Genomic DNA, 19527 nt, shown 5'->3' on the forward strand with positions numbered 1-19527 from the left:
GCTCTCACACTTTACGCTGCCGGGTTGCGCAGCAAGCGCAACGCGTTGATCGTGACCAGAACGGTGGCGCCGGTATCTGCAAGGATCGCGGGCCATAGGCCTGTGATGCCGAGAATGGTCGTGACCAGAAACACGGCTTTCAGACCAAGCGATATGGCGATGTTCTGCCTGATATTGCGCATAGTGCGTTTGGAAAGCGCGATCATGTGCGCCACGTCGCTGACGCGGCCATGCAGAATAGCGGCATAGGCCGTTTCCAGCGCCACATCCGTGCCGCCACCCATGGCAATGCCGATATCAGCCGCCGCAAGTGCCGGTGCATCATTGATGCCATCGCCAACCTTGCCGACCACATAGCCTTCAGCCTTCAATTCGCCAACAATCCGCTGCTTGTCCTCCGGCATCAGCTCCGCACGAACCTCGATGCCAAGTGTCTGGCCGATGGCATCCGCCGTGCGCTTGTTATCGCCTGTTAGCATGATGATCTTGACGCCGCTCTCCTTCAGCATCGCCAGACCCTGCACGGCGTCAGTACGAGGCTCATCCCGCATGGCGATGGCACCGGCCAGCTGTCCGCCTGCAATCAGAACAGAGACCGTCTTGCCTTCATCGTTCAATGCGGAGATCGTCTTCAGATGCTGTTGCGGGATGGCAATCAGATCATTGGCAGCTTTTGGCGAACCGAGAAAAATCTCCCTCCCCTCGACAACAGCCGTCACGCCCTTGCCACCCAATGCCTTGGCATCCGTGGCGGATGGAATGGTGATGCCATCTTGCTTGGCCTTTGCGAGAATGGAGAGCGCAAGCGGATGGCTTGAACCTGTCTCGAGTGCGGCTGCCAGACGCAGAATGTCGGCCTGAGCAAACGCGAACGGCACGATATCGGTGACGACAGGCTTTCCTTCGGTCAGGGTACCCGTCTTATCCAGCGCAACGGCGGTCAGCTTGCCAAGCCCTTCCAGCACCGCGCCGCCTTTCATGAGAAGGCCGCGCCTTGCACCTGAAGACAGGGATGCGGCGATGGCGGCAGGTGTCGAGATAACCAGTGCGCAGGGGCACCCGATCAACAGAATGGCCAGCCCCTTGTAGATCCATTCATTCCAGTCACCGCCAAGAAACAAGGGCGGGAGGATGGCTACGAGGGCTGCGATGGCAACGACCGCTGGCGTGTAATAGGTAGAAAAGCGGTCGATGAAACGCTCGGTCGGCGCTTTCTTCTCCTGCGCTTCCTCCACGAGCTTCACGACACGGGCAATGGTGTTGTCCTCAGCCGTGGCTGTTACCCGAACGCGCAGAGCAGCATTGCCGTTGACCGTGCCAGCGAAGACGAGATCATCAGGCCCCTTGTTAACCGGCACGCTTTCGCCGGTCATAGGCGCTTCGTCCACCGCACTTTCACCTGAAAGAATAACGCCATCTGCCGAGATGCGGTCGCCGGGGCGAACGAGAATGACGGAGCCGATCGCAAGGGTCTCAGCCTTCACTTCACGCGTCTGCCCCATTTCTTCCAGAAATGCCGTCTTTGGAACGAGTGCGGCGAGCGACTTGATGCTGTCTCGCGCCTTGCCCGCAGCCACGCCTTCCAGCAGCTCACCCACCAGAAACAGAAAGACAACCGCTGCCGCCTCTTCCGTGGCGTTGATGGCGAGCGCCCCTATCGCCGCAATCGTCATCAGCATTTCAATAGAAAACGGCGTTCCGGCACGAGCAGCCATGAAGGCCCGGCGCGCAATCGGCACCAGACCAACCAGCATCGCCAGCGTAAAGGCATAAAGCTGAATGGCCGGAAACAGATGCCCGACACCATAGGCCACAGCAAGCGTCACGCCTGCCAGAATGGTTGCGCGACCCTTCTTGCTGTTCCACCAGGGTCCGGTGGAAGGCCCATGATCGTGACCGTGCAAGCCCTCGACCGATGCCTGTTCTGGCTTCTGGTGTTCGTGATGGTCATGGGAGCAGGCGGGGCCGTGTTCATGCGGAGCATCAGGCTTTGCGGCGGCACCAGATGGGATTTGCGTCGCGTCATAACCGAGGCCCGTCACTTGTCTGCCGATCGCGGCCAGATCGCTTGTCGGATCATGGCTGACGGTCATGGTGCCTGATGTGACGGAGACGGAGACATCTTCGACGCCCGACAAGCGGCGCACCGCTGTGTCGATCTTGGCTGCGCAGGATGCGCAGTCCATTCCCTCTACCCGAAATCTGGTCTGCAATGACGCGCTCATATCGTGTTTCCCTTGTTCACGACACCAGTGCTACGACCTACAGCCACTAGAGCTGCAAGAGGAAAATTCCGAGATCGGCATCTTTCTGATAAAAAGAAGGCAGGGCGATAAACGGTACGCCACCCTAGCCCGCGCAAATTCATTTCCGTAACGCCGCTTTGCAGGCAATCTTTGCCCCTTGCCTACCGGCTATTTCATGCCATATGCTCGATCTGTTCTCAGGGCGGGGTGCAATTCCCCACCGGCGGTATCGGGATTTTTCCCGGAGCCCGCGAGCGCTTCCGGCCTGGCCGGAAGGTCAGCAGATCCGGTGAGATGCCGGAGCCGACGGTATAGTCCGGATGGAAGAGAACAAGGTGGCATCTCCTGCACGCAGCGGGGGAGCGTTGCGTTGTTCGCCCAAGGGAGATTTGGCGTTTTGAAAAAACGCGAAAGTGCTGGCAACGGCATAACCCTTGAAAGGCAAGACATGACTATTTCTAAAATTGAAGAGGCGGTGGCAGCCATTGCGCGCGGTGACATGGTCATCGTGGTGGATGATGAGGACCGCGAAAACGAGGGCGACATTATCGTCGCCTCCGACAGCATAACCGCCGAGCAGGTTGCTTTCATGATGAACCACGCCCGTGGCTTGATCTGTGTTGCCATGCCCGGCGAACGGCTGGATGAGCTGGATATTCCACTGATGGTGCCGCGCAACACGGAGTTCCACAAAACGGCCTTTACCGTTTCTGTGGACTATATTCCGGGCACCACGACAGGCATTTCGGCCAGCGACCGTGCCAACACGGTTCGTGCGCTGATATCGGCTGACGCAAAACCTGACGATTTTGCCCGGCCTGGCCACATCTTTCCGCTGCGCGCCAATCCCCTCGGCGTCCTCGGCCGCACCGGGCATACGGAAGCAGCGGTCGATCTGTGCCGCCTTGCGGGCAGGTTCCCGAGCGGCACGATCTGCGAAGTGGCCAATGATGATGGGACCATGGCACGGCTGCCTCAACTCAAGGTGTTTGCGGCACGCCACGGGCTTCACCTCGTCACGATCAAGGATCTTGTCGACTATCTGACCGAAAGGGAGCCGGCAGAGTTGTTGGAAATGGCTGTCGCCTGAGCGCACAAGGCTGCATGACGAACAAAAAATGCGCCTCACCGGGCGCATTTTTCGTTTCAAACCATCGAAATATCAGTTCGGATAGCGTGAGGCGTACCAGGCCTTGAACAGCGCATACTGATTTTCCAGCTGGCGGCGCTGCGAAGCGCTGAGTTCGTCGCTCTCGTTGAAATGCAGCGAATATTCCTCGGCACCATTCAGCACCATCAGATATTTGTAGTGAAGCACCAGATCCGGGCCTTCATCATAGGACGACAGCACGGTGAGAGCTTCTTCGAGCTCAAGCGCCTCACGGCGCGCCGCGGCATCGCCCTTGGCGGCTTTTTCGCACAGCGAAACGAGGTGGAGAACCTCACGTGGCAGCGCGTTGCCGATGCCGGTGATGGCACCGCCTGCGCCGCAATTGACGAAACCGTGGTAGACGCCGGTATCCACACCCACCATCAAGGTCAGGTCATCATCGCCTGCGGTGATGTTTTCTGCCGCATAGGTCATATCCGCCTTGCCGCCAAATTCCTTGAAGCCGATCAGGTTGGAATAGCGCGACCGCAGGTCAAAGAACAGATCGGCGCGGGTGGCGAAACCGTAATAGGGGCTGTTGTAGATGACCGCAGGCAGGCCGTTTGCAGCTTCGAGAATGGCCGAGAAATGCGCCTTCTGCGCGGAAGAAGACGAGCCGCGCGACAGAACGCGCGGAATGACCATCAAGCCCTTTGCGCCAACCTTTGCGGCATGGGCTGCATGGCTGACCGCCGATTGGGTGTTGATGGCACCGGTGCCGACAATCACGGGAATGCCCGCTTCGGCAAGCCGACGCACACCTTCCTGGCGCTGCTCATCGCTCAGAAGCGGCCAATCGCCCATCGATCCGCAATAGACAACCGCAGACATGCCAGCCGCGATCAATTCCTTGCCTGTCTTTACCAGGCCGTCGAAGTCCGGTGTCCGGTCCGGGTTGCACGGCGTCATGAGAGCGGGGATGCAGCCGGAGAAGATCGTATCTGCCATGTGTTCAGCCTCGTTTAAACTCAGGCGCGAGCGCCCTATTCATCATGGATAAATGAATTATCACAGGACATCAGCTCTGTCGACAAATAAAATACAAAAGGCGTGAGCACGAGTAAGGTGCTTCGTCATGACCACAGAACGCAGGATTTAAAGCGGCATGTTGGTGGTCTGGCGCGTATCGGCAGCGATATAGGAGCGGATCTGCTGGACGATCTGGTCAGCATGGGCCACGGCGATGCGGTCTGCTTTCTCGATATCACGCTCGATGATGGCGGCGATCATATCCTCATGCTCCGTAACATAGTGGCGCGGCAGGACATCATTGAACGATGAATAATAGAGACGCAGAATGCGTCTGCCCTCATCCAGCAGACGGGTGAACAATTCCGTGTAATGGCGGTTGCGCCCAGCAAGTGCGATGGCCACGTGGAAGTCTCGGTTGGTGGAAATCATGCCAAGTACATCGCGCTCGTTGACGGCGCTTTCGAAAGCCGCCTGAGACGACAGGATGAGCGGAATATCCGCCTCTTCGTGCCGGGCCGCCGCAAGCCGCGTGGTGACCCGGTACATCAGCGTCAAGGCATCGAAAAATTCCGGCAGGCCAAGAAAGTCGATCTGGGACACGATCGTGGCGCGGTTGGTGAGCGTCGTGATCAGGCCCTCGGAAGACAGCTTGACCAGAGCCTCACGGATGGGCGTTCTGGAAAGCTCGAAACGTTCGGAAAGCTGCACCTCGTCAATGGGGCTTCCGGGGGCGAGCTTCAGTTCGATGATCTCGTTGCGCAGCGTTTCATAGACGGTGGAAACACCAAAACCCCGGCGGTGGGTCTGCTTTTCCCTGTCATCAAGTTTTTCTTTCGCAGCCATCTGCCCTGCACCCCGCAACCCTGTCGATGATGTTCACTTACGATATTAGCCGGGATAACAAAACGCCTAAAAAAGAGTGCCTGCCTTTGCATTTCCACCAGTTTCCACTGTCGCGCCTGCTATTGTGACAGTTTTATGACAGAAATCAGTTGCGGCTAATGTTTGAAAGTGATCATGAAGAACGTGGCGATTCATGATCGCCCAAAATCAGTTCATGGTAGGGAGGAAATTCCATGAAAGCCGTCTTCACTTCGGTCACCGTTGCCACATCTGCACTGCTGATGGCGTCCAGCGCCATGGCCGCCACGGAAATTCAATGGTGGCATGCCATGACTGGCGCCAACAATGAGGTTGTCGAGCAGCTTTCAAAGGAATTCAACGAAAGCCAGAAGGATTACAAGGTCCTGCCGGTCTTCAAGGGAACCTACCCGGAAACGCTGAATGCGGGCATTGCCGCCTTCCGCGCCAAGCAGCCTCCAGCCATCATTCAGGTGTTTGATGCAGGCAGCGGCGTGATGATGGGCGCGCAGGGTGCCATCGTTCCCGTGGCGGAGGTTCTGGAAAAAGCCGGTCTGACCTTCAACAAGGCGGACTATCTGCCAGGAATCGTCTCCTATTATTCCAAGCCTGACGGCACCATGCTGTCCTTCCCCTACAACTCCTCTTCGCCGATTATGTACTACAACAAGGACATCTTCAAAAAGGCCGGGCTGGACGCTGAGAACCCGCCAAAGACATGGCCTGCCGTGTTTGAAGCCGCAAAGAAGATCAAGTCCAGCGGTGCAGCGCCTTGCGGCTTTACCTCAACATGGCTGACCTGGATCCAGACCGAAAACTTTGCCGCCTGGAACAACCTGTCCTATGGCAGCAATGAAAATGGTCTTGCCGGAACAGACGTCAAGCTGGCCTTCAATTCCGAGCCATTCGTCAAGCATTTCCAGGCCATTGCCGATCTGGCCAAGGATGGCACATTCCGTTACGGCGGCAGAACATCCGAAGCAAAGCAGCTGTTCACATCAAGCGAATGCGGCATTCTCACGGAATCTTCGGGCGGCCTTGGCGATATCGTCAAGAGCGGCATGAATTACGGCATCGGCCAGCTGCCTTATTACGAAGGCGAAGGACGCCCGCAGAACACGATACCGGGCGGCGCGAGCCTCTGGGTCTTCGGCGGCAAATCCGACGATGAGTATAAGGGCACGGCGGCGTTCTTCCAGTTCCTGTCGCAGACCAAGATCCAGTCTCGCCTGCATCAGGTTTCGGGCTATATGCCGGTTACGCTGGCCGCCTATGAAGACACCAAGGCATCGGGCTTTTATGGCAAGAACCCGGCCCGCGAAACGCCGCTTCTCCAGATGATGGGCAAGCCGCCGACAGCAAACTCCAAGGGTGTTCGTCTGGTTAACCTGCCGCAGGTCCGCGATATCATGAACGAAGAGTTCGAGACGATGCTTGCGGGCAAGCAGGATGCCAAGGCAGCGCTTGATAAGGCTGTCGAGCGCGGCAATGCGGCCATTCAGCAGGCCGTTGGCCGATAACCAACCTGGCTGCTGGTGCTTAAAGGTGCTGGCAGCCATGATACCATTGCGGTGTGCACTGCGCGGCACCGCCTGACTACACAAGCATCCGACTATTGTGAGACATCCGACATGACCTGTCGGATGCTCTAAAGGAGCCCGCCTTTGCAAAGCGTCGTCTTTCCCAACAAGATACTGCCCTATTTTCTGGTCGCCCCGCAAATCGTGCTGACCGTGGTGTTTTTCTTCTGGCCGGCCAGTCAGGCACTGTATCAATCTGCCATGAGCGAGGACCCCTTCGGTCTGCAGAGCCGCTTTGTCGGCTTTGACAATTTCTCCGCCATTCTGTCTGATCCGAATTATCTGCGCGCCTTGCAGGTCACCGTCGTCTTCAGCATTGCCACGGCCCTCGTTTCCATGGGTGCTGCCCTTTTGCTGGCAACGGCTGCGGATCTCGTGGTGCGCGGCAAGGGCTTCTACCGCACCATGATGATCATTCCCTATGCGGTCGCACCTGCCGTTGCCGGCATGCTCTGGCTGTTCATGTTCAACCCGGCCATGGGCACCTTCGCCTATATCCTGCGCAGAAACGGCATTGACTGGGATCCGCTGCTGAATGGCAACCAGGCCATGACGCTGGTGGTTGCGGCGGCCGCGTGGAAACAGATCAGCTATAACTTCCTGTTCTTCGTCGCGGGGCTGCAAGCCATTCCAAAATCGCTTCTCGAAGCCGCCGCCATCGATGGTGCCCGCGGTGCGCGCCGTTTCTGGACCATCATCTTCCCGCTCTTGGCACCCACGACCTTCTTCCTGCTGGTGGTCAACACGGTCTATGCCTTCTTCGATACGTTCGGCATCATTCATTCCGTGACGGGTGGCGGTCCGGCAAAGGCCACGGAAACGCTGGTCTACAAGGTTTACAATGACGGCTTCGTCAATCTCGACCTTGGTTCATCGGCGGCGCAATCCGTTATCCTGATGGTGATCGTCATTGCGCTCACAGCCTTCCAGTTCCGCTTCGTTGAGCGGCGCGTGCATTACGGTTGAGGAAAACAGAATGATCCAGAACCGTCCCATCGCAACTCTCATGGCGCATCTGATGCTGGTCCTCGGCATCGTGATCGTCGCCTTTCCGATCTATTACACCTTCATCGCATCGTCAGCGACATCGACCGACATCCTGCGCCCGCCGCTTTCTCTTCTGCCATCAGGGCACCTTGCGGAAAATTACGGGGAAGCCATTTCAGGTGGTGTCGAGCGGGTGGTTGGCGTCAGTCTTGAACGGCTGCTGTTCAACAGCTTCGTGGTTGCGCTGGCCATTGCCGTCGGCAAGATCATCATTTCGTTCCTGTCGGCTTTCGCCATCGTCTTCTTCCGCTTTCCCTTCCGCATGGGCTTTTTCTGGATGATCTTCATCACCCTCATGCTGCCGGTGGAGGTTCGCATTCTGCCGACCTACAAGGTGATCGTCGATCTTGGCATGTTGAACACCTATGCGGGATTGACCCTGCCGCTCATGGCATCGGCCACGGCAACCTTCCTGTTCAGGCAGTTCTTCCTGACCATTCCCGGCGAGATGGTGGAGGCAGCCCGCATCGACAATGCAGGACCCTTCCGCTTCATGCGCGATATTCTGCTGCCGCTATCGACAACGAACATAGCGGCCCTGTTCGTGATCCTCTTCATCTATGGCTGGACACAGTATCTGTGGCCGCTTCTGGTGACGGATCGCGCGGAAATGAACACGATCATTATCGGCCTGCGCCGCATGGTGGATTTCACCGACGCCTCGACCCCCTGGAATTATGTGATGGTAACGGCAATTCTCGCCATCATCCCTCCGGTTATCGTCGTGGTGCTGATGCAGCGCTGGTTTGTCAAAGGCTTGGTGGAGACTGAAAAATAATGGCAACAATCGAACTCAAGGACGTTCGCAAGGTATATGGCGGCAATGTCGAGGCGATCAAAGGCGTATCGCTGAGCATTCAGGACGGCGAGATGATCGTGCTCGTTGGCCCTTCCGGCTGCGGCAAATCCACCCTGCTGCGCATGGTGGCCGGGCTTGAAAGCATCAGTTCCGGCGATGTCGATATTGGGAGCAAGCGCGTCAACGATCTGGAACCGGCGGAACGGGATATCGCCATGGTTTTCCAGAATTATGCGCTCTATCCGCATATGACCGTGCGGCAAAATCTGGCCTATGGGCTGAAGAACCGCAACACGCCCAAGGACGAGATCGACAGGCGCATCAATGATGCCGCCCGCGCACTCGAAATCGAGCAATATCTGGAGCGCAAGCCCAGACAATTGTCCGGCGGACAGCGCCAGCGCGTGGCCATGGGCCGCGCAATCGTGCGCAAGCCATCCGTGTTTCTGTTCGATGAGCCGCTGTCCAATCTGGATGCGAAGCTGCGCGTGCAGATGCGGGTGGAAATCCGGCGCTTGCAACGCTCTCTGGCAACCACCAGCATCTACGTCACCCACGACCAGATGGAGGCAATGACGCTGGCTGACAGACTAGTCGTGTTGAATGCCGGGCGCATCGAACAGGTCGGAACGCCCATCGAGCTTTACGAGAAGCCGGCGACATCCTTCGTTGCCACCTTCATCGGCTCACCCTCCATGAACCTCTTGCCCCTAGACGGCAAGGTGTGGAAAGCACCCGAGAATGGCAGCATTCCTGCCGGTGCCGCGACAATCGGCATACGCCCTGAGGATCTCACCATTGCAGAGGCATCATCCGCAAGCCCATTCAATATCCCGGTGACTGTCGCCGCCGTGGAGCTTGTGGGCGCGGAAAGCTATGTTCACGCGGAGATGTCGGACGGGAACCCGATCGTCTTTCGTGTTGCCGGTCGCTCGGCAATAGAGATTGGCGACACAATGGCCATCACAGCGGACGCCTCCCGCTTCCATCTGTTCGATGCAGCCGGGAACCGTCTCTAAAACTTTTCAAAGCAACTGGCCCCGATTCGTCAGGGCCAGTTGCCAGTACAGCATAGTCTCAAGCGCCGGTCGGCTCCATTTCCGGTTGATGCCGGTCTTTCCTGAAGAGGAACTTCAGAAAGTCTGAAAACCGCTCGATCTCCACGAAGATTACGGGCGTCATGAACAATGTGAGGATCTGGCTAACAATCAGCCCGCCCACCACGGCGATACCCAGCGGCTGGCGCAGCTCCGAGCTGGCACCCGTTCCCAAAGCGATGGGAAGCGCCCCGAACAGCGCGCAGAATGTTGTCATCATGATCGGGCGCAGGCGACGAACCGCCGCCTCGTGGATCGCCTCAAGCGTCGGCATCTTTTCCTCCCGCTGCAAGGTCAGCGCAACGTCGATCATCATGATGGCGTTCTTCTTGACGATTCCGATCAGCATCAGAAGACCGATGAGGGCGATGATCGACAGGTCGAAACCAAAGAGTTTCAGCGTCAGCAACGCGCCGAAGGCGGCAGATGGCAGACCGGAGAGGATTGTCAGCGGATGCAGAAAGCTCTCATAGAACACGCCCAGCACGATGTAGATGGTGAGGATTGCAGCACCGATGAGCAGCCCGGTGCTGTCACTCGTCTGCTTGAAGATTTGTGCGGCACCGGCAAGATTGGTCGTGACCGTCGATGGAAGCGCGATCTTTTGCTTCAGCGCATCAAGCTGCTGCGTGGCTTGGCCCAACGACACGCCAGCGGGCAGGTTGAAGGAGAGCGTGACCGATGTCAGCTGCCCCGTCTGGTTCACCGTAACAGGCCCCGGCTTGCGGCTGATCGTGGCAAAACTCGATAGCGGCACCAACGCGCCGGATGACGAAGCAACCCGCAAGGAACGCAGCGATTGCTCTGTCCAGTCAACGGACTGATCATATTCCAGAATGACATCGTAGCTGTTGCCCGTCGTTTGAATTTGCGTCGCGACATAGCTGCCAAAGGCTGCTTCCAGCGTCTTGCGCAGGGACTGTGAGGAAACGCCGAGACTGTTTGCTCGGTCCTTATCGACCTCGACATGGGCCTGCAGGGCATTGTCCTGCAAATCCGAGGCGACATCGATGAAGGTGCCGCTCTCTGCCCGCATGGCATCGGCCAGCGTTTGCGACCATTGGCGCGCCGCGTTGGCATCAATGGATTGCAGCACCACCTGATAGAGGCTCTGGGTGCTGCGTCCGCCAAAGCGCAGGCTCTGCTGCGGTGTGATAAAGGTCTTGAGGCCTGCAATGCCTGCCAGAGAGTGTCTCAAGCTGCCAAGCGTCGCCTGAAGGTCCGGGCGCTGGTCGGCTGGTTTGAGCTGAACCAGCAGCGTGCCGGAGTTGAGCGCCGAGCCCCCCGGACCTGAGCCGAGGGTCGAGGTGACGTGGGCGACAGCCGGATCGGCAGACAATATGCTGGCGGCCTGGGCCTGAAGGCCGCTCATGGCCTTATAGGAAATATCCTGTCGCGCCTGCGTGGAGACCGTTAGCAAACCGAGATCCTCGGTTGGAAAGAAGCTGCGGGCAAGGCTTGAAAACATCCAGCCCGAACCGACCAGCGTGAGCAGGAACATGATGATGACCACCGGCCTGTGAACAAGGCACCAGCCAACGGAGCGACCATAGGCATCCGTTGCCCGGTCGAACATGGTCCTTTTGGGGTTCTCTGATGGCGCATGGTGCGGCAGACGCGCGGCCAGCATGGGCGTGACTGTCAGGGACACGATTGCCGATGCCATAATCGCCAAGGTGACGACCACGCCGAACTCATTCAGGACACGTCCGACGATGCCGCCCATGAGGAGGATCGGCAGAAACACAGCAACCAGCGATATCGACATGGAGATGATGGTGCCCGTCACCTCGCGGCTGCCTTCGATGGCCGCCTGAAACGGCGGCATGCCCTCCTCGACCTTGCGGACGATGTTTTCCAGCATCACGATGGCATCATCCACCACAAGACCGACCGAGAGCGTGAGCCCGAGGAGCGATATGTTGTCGATGGAAAAACCCAGCGCATACATGGCGCCAAGGGTGGCAACCAGTGACAGGGGCACGGCAAGGCCGGGAATAAGCGTGGCCCAGACCTGACGTAAAAACAGGTAGATGACCAGAATGACGAGGCCAAGCGTCACCATCAGTGTTGTTTCAACATCATCCACGGCGGCACGGATCGAGACCGATGCGTCATTGACAACATTGATATGCATGTTGGCGGGCAGGCTTGCCTGCAACTCGGGAAGCTTGGCCTTGATAGCATCCACCACCGCCACCGTGTTTGCGCCGGGTTGCCGCTGGACCGACAGAACGATAGCCGGCGTACCATCTAGCCAGCTTCCCTGATTGACGACCTCCACGCTGTCCTTCACCGTTGCCACATCCTGAAGCCGGACGATACGGTTGTCTGGATTGGCAATGATGAGTGTGCGGAACGAAGCCGCGTCGGTTCGCTGCGTGGAGGCATCGAGCGTCAGTGCCTGCGAGGAATTCTGCAGGGTGCCGATGGGGGACTGGTCGTTTGCGGCGGCAAGTGTGCTGGAAAGCCCGTCCAGCGAAAGGCCTCGGCTTGCGAGTTTGGCAGGATCGACCTCCACGCGCACTGCATAGGTCTTCGCACCGAAGATCTGTGCCTGCGCCACACCTGAAATGGTGGACAGAGCCGGGGAAATCACATTCTCGGCAAGGTCGTCCATCTTGGTCAACTCGGCACCATCGCTGGTCAGCGCCAGAATGATGACGGCAGCATCGGCCGGGTTCACTTTCCGATAGCTGGGCGGCGATGTCATATTATCAGGCAATTGCCGCTGCGTTCGCGCAATCGCGGCCTGAACATCGGCTGCGGCGGCATCGATATTGCGAGAGAGATTGAACTGGATGGTGATCTGGGTATTACCGAGCGATGAGCTTGCGGTGATCGTATCGATACCGGCTATCGTTTGAAACTGCTTGATCAGCGGCGTCGCCACCGAACTTGCCATCGTATCCGGTGCAGCACCGGCCAGTTGGGCGGAGACATTGATGGTGGGGAAATCCGCCTGCGGCAGTGCGGCGACGGGCAGGTTTCGATAGGCGGAGAAACCGGCAAGCACCACGCCGATCATCAAAAGGATTGTTGCGACCGGGCGACGGATGAAAATCTCGGAAATGTTCATGGCGCGACACCGATTTGGGAAATTCGGGTCTCGGTTACGGCATCGCCATCCGTCTGCTTGACCGTGACCTGGCTTCCATTGGCCAAGCTGGCCTGTCCTTCGATGACGACCTTTTCACCCTCGGCAAGCCCCGCAGAAACGCCTGCAAGATCACCATTGCTGAGTGCCACCGTTACCTTGCGCTGTTCGACGGTATTGTCGGCCCGCACGACATAGCAAACATATCCACCTGCCTGCGGCTGGAGCGCCACAAAAGGTACAACGGCCAGATTGTCGGCCTTGCCAGCGGTGACTGCCACTTTCAGCGACTGTCCCGGCCAGAAGTCTTCGGCGTTGTTCTCCAGCAGCATTCGCAGTTTGAAGGTGCCAGAGGCTGCATCGACATTGTTATCGATGAAGGCGATGGGTCCGGTTGCACTGTGGTTTTTCGCGTCTGCCTGGGTGGGAGAGACCGTGGCGGACAGGCTCTTGGTGGCCATGGTGGCGCGGATCAACGCGAGGTCCGGTTCCGGCAGCATGAACTCGGCATAGACAGGTTTCATCTGTGTCAGTTGCACAACATTGGCACCCGGCGCGACATAAGCACCTGCAGACAAAAGCACGGCCCCCAGCCTGCCATCAAAAGGAGCGCGGATTTGCGTTTGCGACAGCGTGACATGATCGGCGGCAAGGCTGGCCTGATCGACCAGCAATGTGGCGGCGGCCTGCCGGGCCGTGGCGCTGGCATCGCTGACCTGCTGCTGCGTATCTACGCCGGTTCTAGCCAATGTCTCGGTGCGGCTGAGGGTGGCGTTGGCGGAATCCAGCGTTGCCTGATCCTTGGCAAGCTGTGCCTCATCACGCTGAATATTGGCTTTGATCGTCCGGTCATCCAGCTGAACCAGCAGATCGCCAGCCTTCACTTCAGCACCATCCTTGGCCAGCACATTTGCCACAATGCCGGAGATCGGGCTCGTCAAGGCGGTCGAGGCCACGGGAACGATAGTGCCGATGGTTTCCCGCTCAACCGGCAAAGACCCTGACGTAACGACAGCAATTTTTACGGCCACCGTGCGCGACCCCGACTGCGACAACCCTCGTCTTTCACCATGCCTGGATGGCCCGTCTGCTGATGCGCGGATGCCATCGGATGCTGAGGGAGCCTCGGCCGCCCAGGCCGGAAGGTAGGCTGCAAAGTCACTACGGTAGACGAAGAGGAGGATCGAAATGGCTGCGACCACCACGAGCGTTGAAATATACTTCATGCAGAAGTCCTCTGGAGAGGTTAATCCGGGTAGATGTCAACTGAACTTAGGGAAAACAGGAAATATTAAAGCATCACAGGAACTGTATTTTTCCCAAATTCGGTAAATAAATCCTGCTATGGAAGTATATTCATAGCTCAATAGCCTCGCGTGCTGCGGTAATGCGGAGAACCGATTGCAATCATACATGCACAAACAGCCGATGGCGCGACCGTCACTGTTTCTTGACACACTTAACGCGCCAAACACTGAAAATGGAAGATGATGGGAGATTAAATTACTGTAATACGGCGACAGTGCCTTAGGCGCGGCTGAGACCCTGCGCCATGGCTCAGTCGGCCAACTTGAATTCCAGCATGATGTTTCGCTGCAGGAAGGAGTGGTTATTATCCGAAACGAGGATCAGGCGCGTGGACCCATCTGCCGCCTTGATGACATCGATGCCTTCGATATTGTCGATCTGGTCGGACAAGTCCGCCTGGAGCAAAACCCCACCATCCACGACAGCACCGGGCTTGATCGCATCAGCTTCAATAAGGCGGATGCGCATGCCGACACCGAGCGCCAGATCGAACATGCGCTCCAGGAGCAGCAGATCGCCATTGGGCAGGAACGCCCCGTCTGTGACGGAAAACGCACTGTGCTTTGCAACGGTGAAGAGCCCCTTACGCGGCCCTTCCAGAACAGCGGCAAGGAGATGACCTCTGCTATCGACGCTGGCCTCGGCAATGGTCACCATCGCGCCCTTCAGAGGACCATCGGTTGGCGATAGGGCAAGCGTTTCCATGCCCGCATTGCTGCGGAACTCGCCGTCCGGAATGAGATGCGGCAAGCGTCCAATCGGCTTTGCCGCCGCCCTGCCCTCATAGGGGTAGATATCGATACGGGGCTGCTGTTCGAAGCTGACGAAGGCCTTGCCGGCGCGAAGGGCGAGCCCTTCGGCATCCATATCCACCTTGCGCTTGGCTTCGCGCCCATTTCGGTCCAGCATCGGGTCGATATGAACGTTCGACAGGCCTGAGAGTACACCGGATGCCCCGCGCTCGATAGCGCCACTCATCCAGTGGCCCGTGTCGAGAACAGCCAGAAAGTTCGTTCCATCCGGCAGAAAGCGAATGCTTGAAATGGCCCCGAACAAGGGTTCGGGCGAGCGCATGACAAGCCCACCCACAAATTCCAACCTGCCGAACCGCGTCTCGGTCGAGCCGACCTTGAACACATCAATCGGACGCGATGTGACTGATACATCGACCGTGGCAGCGGCCATGCCGGAGGGGCACAGCGCAGCCACTGACGCGACGGTGGCGACCATTGCACGGCGGAAAAATCTGGCAGACCATATTGAGGCTAAGGCCAGCGTCGACCTAGCTGGCACGGCGCATCCTGCCGGAGCGGCGGGGGGCTGCGCTTGTATCTTCGAACAATGCGGCGAGTTGCTCTGTCATCGCGCCTGCCAGTTCGTCGGCATCCACAATGGTCACGGCGCGGCGATAGTAGCGTGTCACGTCATGGCCGATACCGATGGCAAGCAGCTCCACCGACGAGCGTGTCTCGATCTGCTCGATGACGGCGCGCAGGTGGCGCTCCAGATAGTTGCCGGGATTGACCGAAAGCGTTGAATCATCCACCGGCGCACCGTCAGAGATCATCATCATGATCTTGCGCTGTTCAGGCCGGTTGATGAGGCGGTTATGCGCCCACATCAGTGCTTCGCCGTCGATATTTTCCTTGAGCAAGCCTTCACGCATCATGAGGCCGAGATTGCGGCGCGAACGGCGCCATGGTGCGTCTGCCGACTTGTAGACAATGTGGCGAAGATCGTTGAGGCGGCCCGGAGATGGCGGCTTGCCATTGGCCAGCCACTGCTCACGCGACTGACCGCCCTTCCAGGCCTTCGTTGTAAAGCCGAGAATTTCGACCTTGACGCCCGAACGTTCCAGAGTGCGCGCCAGAATATCGGCGCAGGTGGCCGCAACCGTAATCGGGCGGCCACGCATGGAGCCGGAATTGTCGATGACCAGCGAGACAACCGTGTCGCGGAACTTGGTGTCGCGTTCCTTCTTGAAGGACAGCGGTTGCATGGGGTCGATCACCAGACGCACCAGACGCGCCGGATCGAGATAGCCCTCTTCCAGATCGAAATCCCACGACCGGTTCTGCTGCGCCATCAGGCGACGTTGCAAACGGTTGGCTAGGCGCCCGACGGCACCCTGCAAATGCGCGAGCTGCTTGTCGAGGAAAGCGCGCAGGCGATCCAGCTCGGCTTCGTCGCACAGTTCTTCGGCGGAAATCTCTTCATCGAATTCCTGCGTGAAGATGCGGTAATCCACCTTCTCGTTGAAATCGTCAAATGGGCTGTTGGGACGACGGGTTTCGCCGGGCGTTTCGGAATCTTCATCGAGATCGTCGGACATTTCGTCCTCCGACATCTCGGCACCATCCATCTCGCCGTCTTCCATCTGCTCCTGAGAGGCTTCACTCTCTTCGGCTGGTGCGGCATCGGAACCGGCTTCTTCCTCGACCTGCTCTTCCTGCGTCTCGTTGCTGGCGGGCTGGTCTTCTTCGCTCTCGGTTTCCTGGCTTTCGGGCTGGTCGTCATCGTCGCCAAAATCCTCCGCCATCTGCATGGAGGTCAGCATCTTGCGGATGAGCTTCGAAAAGGCCTTCTGGTCTTCAACGACCTTGGACAGATCCTGAAGATCGGCAGAGGCCTTGTCTTCAATGAATGGCCGCCAGAGATCCAGCACCTGGCCTGCACTTTGCGGAGGCTTCTCGCCGGTCAGCTTTTCGCGAACCATCATGGCGATGGCTTCGGCGAGTGGCGCTTCTTCCTGGGTTTTGATATTGACGAAATTCGCCTTGGCGTATTTCTCGGCATTCATCGCGCTGATGTTGGATGCCATGCCAGCCATACGCATGGCGCCGATGGATTCCACACGTGCCTGTTCCACCGCATCGAAGATCAGCCTTGCATCCGGCCCCTGCGGCGACATGGTGGCGTGGATATCGCTATCGTGGCAGGCCAGACGCAACGCCATGGAATCACCAAGGCCTCGGGTAATGGCGATTTCCTGAACGGTCGGTTTCTTGGAGATTTCCGGCAGGCGCATGCGCTCACCGGCCAAACCGGGGCGTTCATTGGCAAAGACCACTTCGACTTCCGAGTCACCCGCAATCGAGCGCACACATCCGGTAATGGCCTGACGCAGCGGTTCTGCATCGATCACCGTCCCGGATTTGGGTCTCACATTGTCGCCGCGGCCTGCCATGGTCTTTCCTGTCGATTCCTGAACGCTCACCCTCCGCCGGGTGGCGGAAGGACAGTCGTCTTCAACTCACTGGTGACATTCTCCGGAAATGCCGGGGAAAATCAGGCGCTGAGAACGATGTTCGCAGCGCTTTCCTTCAACTCGACGCCAAATGCGCGCTGATAATGTTCAGCCACCAGCGTCCGCTCCAGCTCATCGCACTTGTTTAGGAAGGTAACGCGGAACGCGAAGGCGACATCACCGAAAATATCGGCATTTTCCGCCCAGGTGATAACCGTGCGCGGGCTCATGACCGTGGAGAGATCGCCGTTGACGAAGGCCGAACGGGTCAGATCGGCAACACGCACCATCTTGGAGGCGGTTTCGCGGCCCTTGGCGTTATCAAGGCTTTTCACCTTGGCAACGACGATGGCAACTTCCTGCTCATGCGGCAGATAGTTGAGCGTTGTCACGACCGACCAGCGGTCCATCTGCGCCTGATTGATCTGCTGTGTGCCGTGGTAAAGGCCGGTCGTATCGCCCAGGCCAACCGTGTTGGCTGTTGCGAAAATGCGGAAGGCAGGGTGAGGACGGATAACACGGCTCTGGTCGAGCAGCGTCAGGCGACCTGATGATTCCAGCACGCGCTGAATAACGAACATCACGTCCGGGCGACCGGCATCATATTCATCGAATACCAGCGCTACATTGTGCTGGTAGGCCCATGGCAAAATGCCGTCCTTGAATTCCGTAACCTGCTTGCCGTCTTTCAGAACGATGGCGTCCTTGCCGACGAGGTCGATACGGCTGACATGGCTATCGAGATTGACGCGCACGCAAGGCCAGTTCAGGCGGGCCGCGACCTGCTCGATATGGGTTGACTTACCCGTGCCGTGAAAGCCCGAGACCATCACGCGTCGGTTGTGAGCAAAACCGGCCAGAATGGCGAGCGTGGTATCACGGTCAAACAGGTAGTCCGGGTCAAGATCCGGCACATAGGCGTCACCCTTCGAATAGGCGGGCACGCGCAGATCCGTGTCGATACCGAAAACGTCTCTCACGGAGACTGTGGTATCCGGCAGGTTTGTTATATCAAGGTCAATTTTGCTCATAACGACTCCAAGGCGGGTAGCAGCCACCCGGCCACAATATCTATCAGGCGCTCACAGGAAAGGGCTTAGCAGAATCCTGCTTGCTTTAACAATTGGTAGGCTTGAATTACAGCACGAAAACGCTCCTCCGAACCGCGATCACCACCATTAGCATCAGGATGGTGCTTTTTGACAAGGTCCTTATAGCTCCGTTTTATTTCGTCCTGATTGGCATTCACAGAAAGCCCAAGCGTATCGAAGGCTTTTTGTTCCAGGGTCTTGAGCTTGCGGCTCTGCTGGTAACGGGGGCCACCGGTGCGCCCCTGCCCGGATGCAAAGCCGAACGGGTCGCGGATGCGCGCATTGGTCGCACTGGCTGAACCGGATCGAAGCGTCGAATGCAGCGCACTTTCAGCAGCGCTCTTGTTGACGCCAACCGTCCAGGTGGGGCGATGCCCGGTGATCGCCTCTTTCTGATATCGCGCGATTTCGGCATCCGACAGGCCGGAAAAATAATTATAACCCTTGTTGTAATCCTTCACATGCTCAAAACAGAACATGAAGAATTGCCCTTCGGCATGGCGGCCGACGGGGGCACGGTGAGCGCCCGGCTTTTCGCAGCCATCCCACTGACAGGTCGGGGTCTGAATCTCAGGCTCCCGGTCCTTTCTGCGGCGTGTGCGAATGCGGTCGAAGTATTTCGAATCCAGTTTCATGGTAGCCTGATTATGGTGCGCGAAATCGCGCACAACAAGAATTGACAAAGCAGAATGTTACGGGTCTTTAGATAACCCCCTTTTAGAGGCACGACCCATTGGAGACGCCACACATGACCTTGCGCGACAGCATAGAAAACAAGCTCAAGCAAGCGTTCGCGCCTGAGCGACTCAAGGTCATTGATGAAAGTCATATGCATGCGGGACATCAGCCGGATATGACCGGCGCAGACGAGACGCATATGCGTGTTCAGATGGTGTCAGAAAGCTTCGCAGGCAAGTCCCGTGTTGACCGCCACCGCGCCGTCAACGCACTGCTAAAGCCGGAACTGGATGCTGGTCTGCACGCGCTGGCACTTGAGATCGCAGCACCGGGCGAAAAGACCCGGTTCTGAGA

Annotated in this window: 15 protein-coding genes and 1 riboswitch; of the genes, 6 read left to right on the forward strand and 9 right to left on the reverse strand. The window is 58.0% G+C overall.

The genetic code is table 11. The features are described 5' to 3' along the window. Positions 1-11 precede the first annotated feature (11 nt). Positions 12-2225: a heavy metal translocating P-type ATPase gene (locus IFT53_RS15850; protein ID WP_192066165.1), complete on the reverse strand. Its 2214-nt coding sequence runs from the start codon at positions 2223-2225 to the stop codon at positions 12-14. 210 nt (positions 2226-2435) lie between these two features. Continuing rightward, positions 2436-2582: riboswitch (FMN riboswitch) on the forward strand. A gap of 112 nt (positions 2583-2694) precedes the next feature. On the opposite strand from IFT53_RS15850, the gene ribB reads away from it, so the two are divergent. Beyond that, positions 2695-3336, forward strand: a complete 642-nt coding sequence (ribB, locus tag IFT53_RS15855) for a 3,4-dihydroxy-2-butanone-4-phosphate synthase (RefSeq protein WP_192066163.1) — start codon at positions 2695-2697, stop codon at positions 3334-3336. A 72-nt stretch (positions 3337-3408) separates the two neighbouring features. Here the strand turns inward: ribB and IFT53_RS15860 are convergent, their stop codons facing one another. Together IFT53_RS15860 and IFT53_RS15865 are read right to left on the reverse strand one after the other, a co-directional pair. After that, complete coding sequence (locus IFT53_RS15860) at positions 3409-4344, reverse strand: dihydrodipicolinate synthase family protein (protein WP_192066161.1); 936 nt, start codon at positions 4342-4344, stop codon at positions 3409-3411. 147 nt (positions 4345-4491) lie between these two features. Further along, the gene (locus IFT53_RS15865; RefSeq protein ID WP_192066160.1) at positions 4492-5211 is read right to left on the reverse strand and encodes a GntR family transcriptional regulator; all 720 of its coding nucleotides are present in this window, start codon (positions 5209-5211) and stop codon (positions 4492-4494) included. 233 nt (positions 5212-5444) lie between these two features. Here IFT53_RS15865 and ugpB point away from each other — a divergent pair, with 233 nt between their 5' ends. The 4 genes from ugpB to IFT53_RS15885 all read left to right on the forward strand — a co-directional run bounded on the left by ugpB (position 5445) and on the right by IFT53_RS15885 (position 9674). Continuing rightward, entirely contained in the window at positions 5445-6749 is a 1305-nt protein-coding gene (ugpB, locus tag IFT53_RS15870; protein WP_192066158.1) for a sn-glycerol-3-phosphate ABC transporter substrate-binding protein UgpB, read from the forward strand. A 144-nt stretch (positions 6750-6893) separates the two neighbouring features. Beyond that, complete coding sequence (gene ugpA, locus IFT53_RS15875) at positions 6894-7775, forward strand: sn-glycerol-3-phosphate ABC transporter permease UgpA (RefSeq protein ID WP_192066156.1); 882 nt, start codon at positions 6894-6896, stop codon at positions 7773-7775. A 10-nt stretch (positions 7776-7785) separates the two neighbouring features. Next, positions 7786-8634 (forward strand): sn-glycerol-3-phosphate ABC transporter permease UgpE, encoded by an 849-nt coding sequence (ugpE, locus tag IFT53_RS15880; protein ID WP_192066155.1) that lies wholly within the window; start codon positions 7786-7788, stop codon positions 8632-8634. Then, positions 8634-9674 (forward strand): sn-glycerol-3-phosphate import ATP-binding protein UgpC, encoded by a 1041-nt coding sequence (locus IFT53_RS15885; protein WP_192066153.1) that lies wholly within the window; start codon positions 8634-8636, stop codon positions 9672-9674. Before ugpE ends, IFT53_RS15885 begins: the two co-directional genes overlap by 1 nt. A 58-nt stretch (positions 9675-9732) precedes the next feature. On the opposite strand, the gene IFT53_RS15890 is transcribed toward IFT53_RS15885, so the two are convergent. From IFT53_RS15890 to IFT53_RS15915, 6 genes are all read right to left on the reverse strand, one after another. Further along, positions 9733-12831, reverse strand: coding sequence for an efflux RND transporter permease subunit (locus IFT53_RS15890; RefSeq protein ID WP_192066151.1), 3099 nt, complete (start codon positions 12829-12831; stop codon positions 9733-9735). Continuing rightward, on the reverse strand, positions 12828-14075 hold the full coding sequence (locus IFT53_RS15895) for an efflux RND transporter periplasmic adaptor subunit (RefSeq protein WP_192066150.1): 1248 nt from the start codon (positions 14073-14075) through the stop codon (positions 12828-12830). Before IFT53_RS15895 ends, IFT53_RS15890 begins: the two co-directional genes overlap by 4 nt. A 331-nt stretch (positions 14076-14406) precedes the next feature. Continuing rightward, positions 14407-15387, reverse strand: coding sequence for an esterase-like activity of phytase family protein (locus tag IFT53_RS15900; RefSeq protein WP_192066304.1), 981 nt, complete (start codon positions 15385-15387; stop codon positions 14407-14409). 52 nt (positions 15388-15439) lie between these two features. Further along, entirely contained in the window at positions 15440-17344 is a 1905-nt protein-coding gene (gene cobT / locus IFT53_RS15905; RefSeq protein ID WP_192066148.1) for a cobaltochelatase subunit CobT, read from the reverse strand. 101 nt (positions 17345-17445) lie between these two features. Then, the gene (gene cobS / locus IFT53_RS15910; protein WP_042616868.1) at positions 17446-18435 is read right to left on the reverse strand and encodes a cobaltochelatase subunit CobS; all 990 of its coding nucleotides are present in this window, start codon (positions 18433-18435) and stop codon (positions 17446-17448) included. Between the two features lie 65 nt (positions 18436-18500). Beyond that, positions 18501-19130 carry a J domain-containing protein gene (locus tag IFT53_RS15915; protein ID WP_042616867.1) on the reverse strand — a complete coding sequence of 210 codons (630 nt, stop codon included), beginning with the start codon at positions 19128-19130 and terminating at the stop codon, positions 18501-18503. A 113-nt stretch (positions 19131-19243) separates the two neighbouring features. On the opposite strand from IFT53_RS15915, the gene IFT53_RS15920 reads away from it, so the two are divergent. Further along, positions 19244-19525 carry a BolA family protein gene (locus IFT53_RS15920; RefSeq protein ID WP_192066147.1) on the forward strand — a complete coding sequence of 94 codons (282 nt, stop codon included), beginning with the start codon at positions 19244-19246 and terminating at the stop codon, positions 19523-19525. Positions 19526-19527: the final 2 nt, after the last annotated feature.

Source organism: Rhizobium sp. CFBP 13644 (genome assembly GCF_014842165.1).
Lineage (GTDB): Bacteria > Pseudomonadota > Alphaproteobacteria > Rhizobiales > Rhizobiaceae > Agrobacterium > Agrobacterium tumefaciens_C.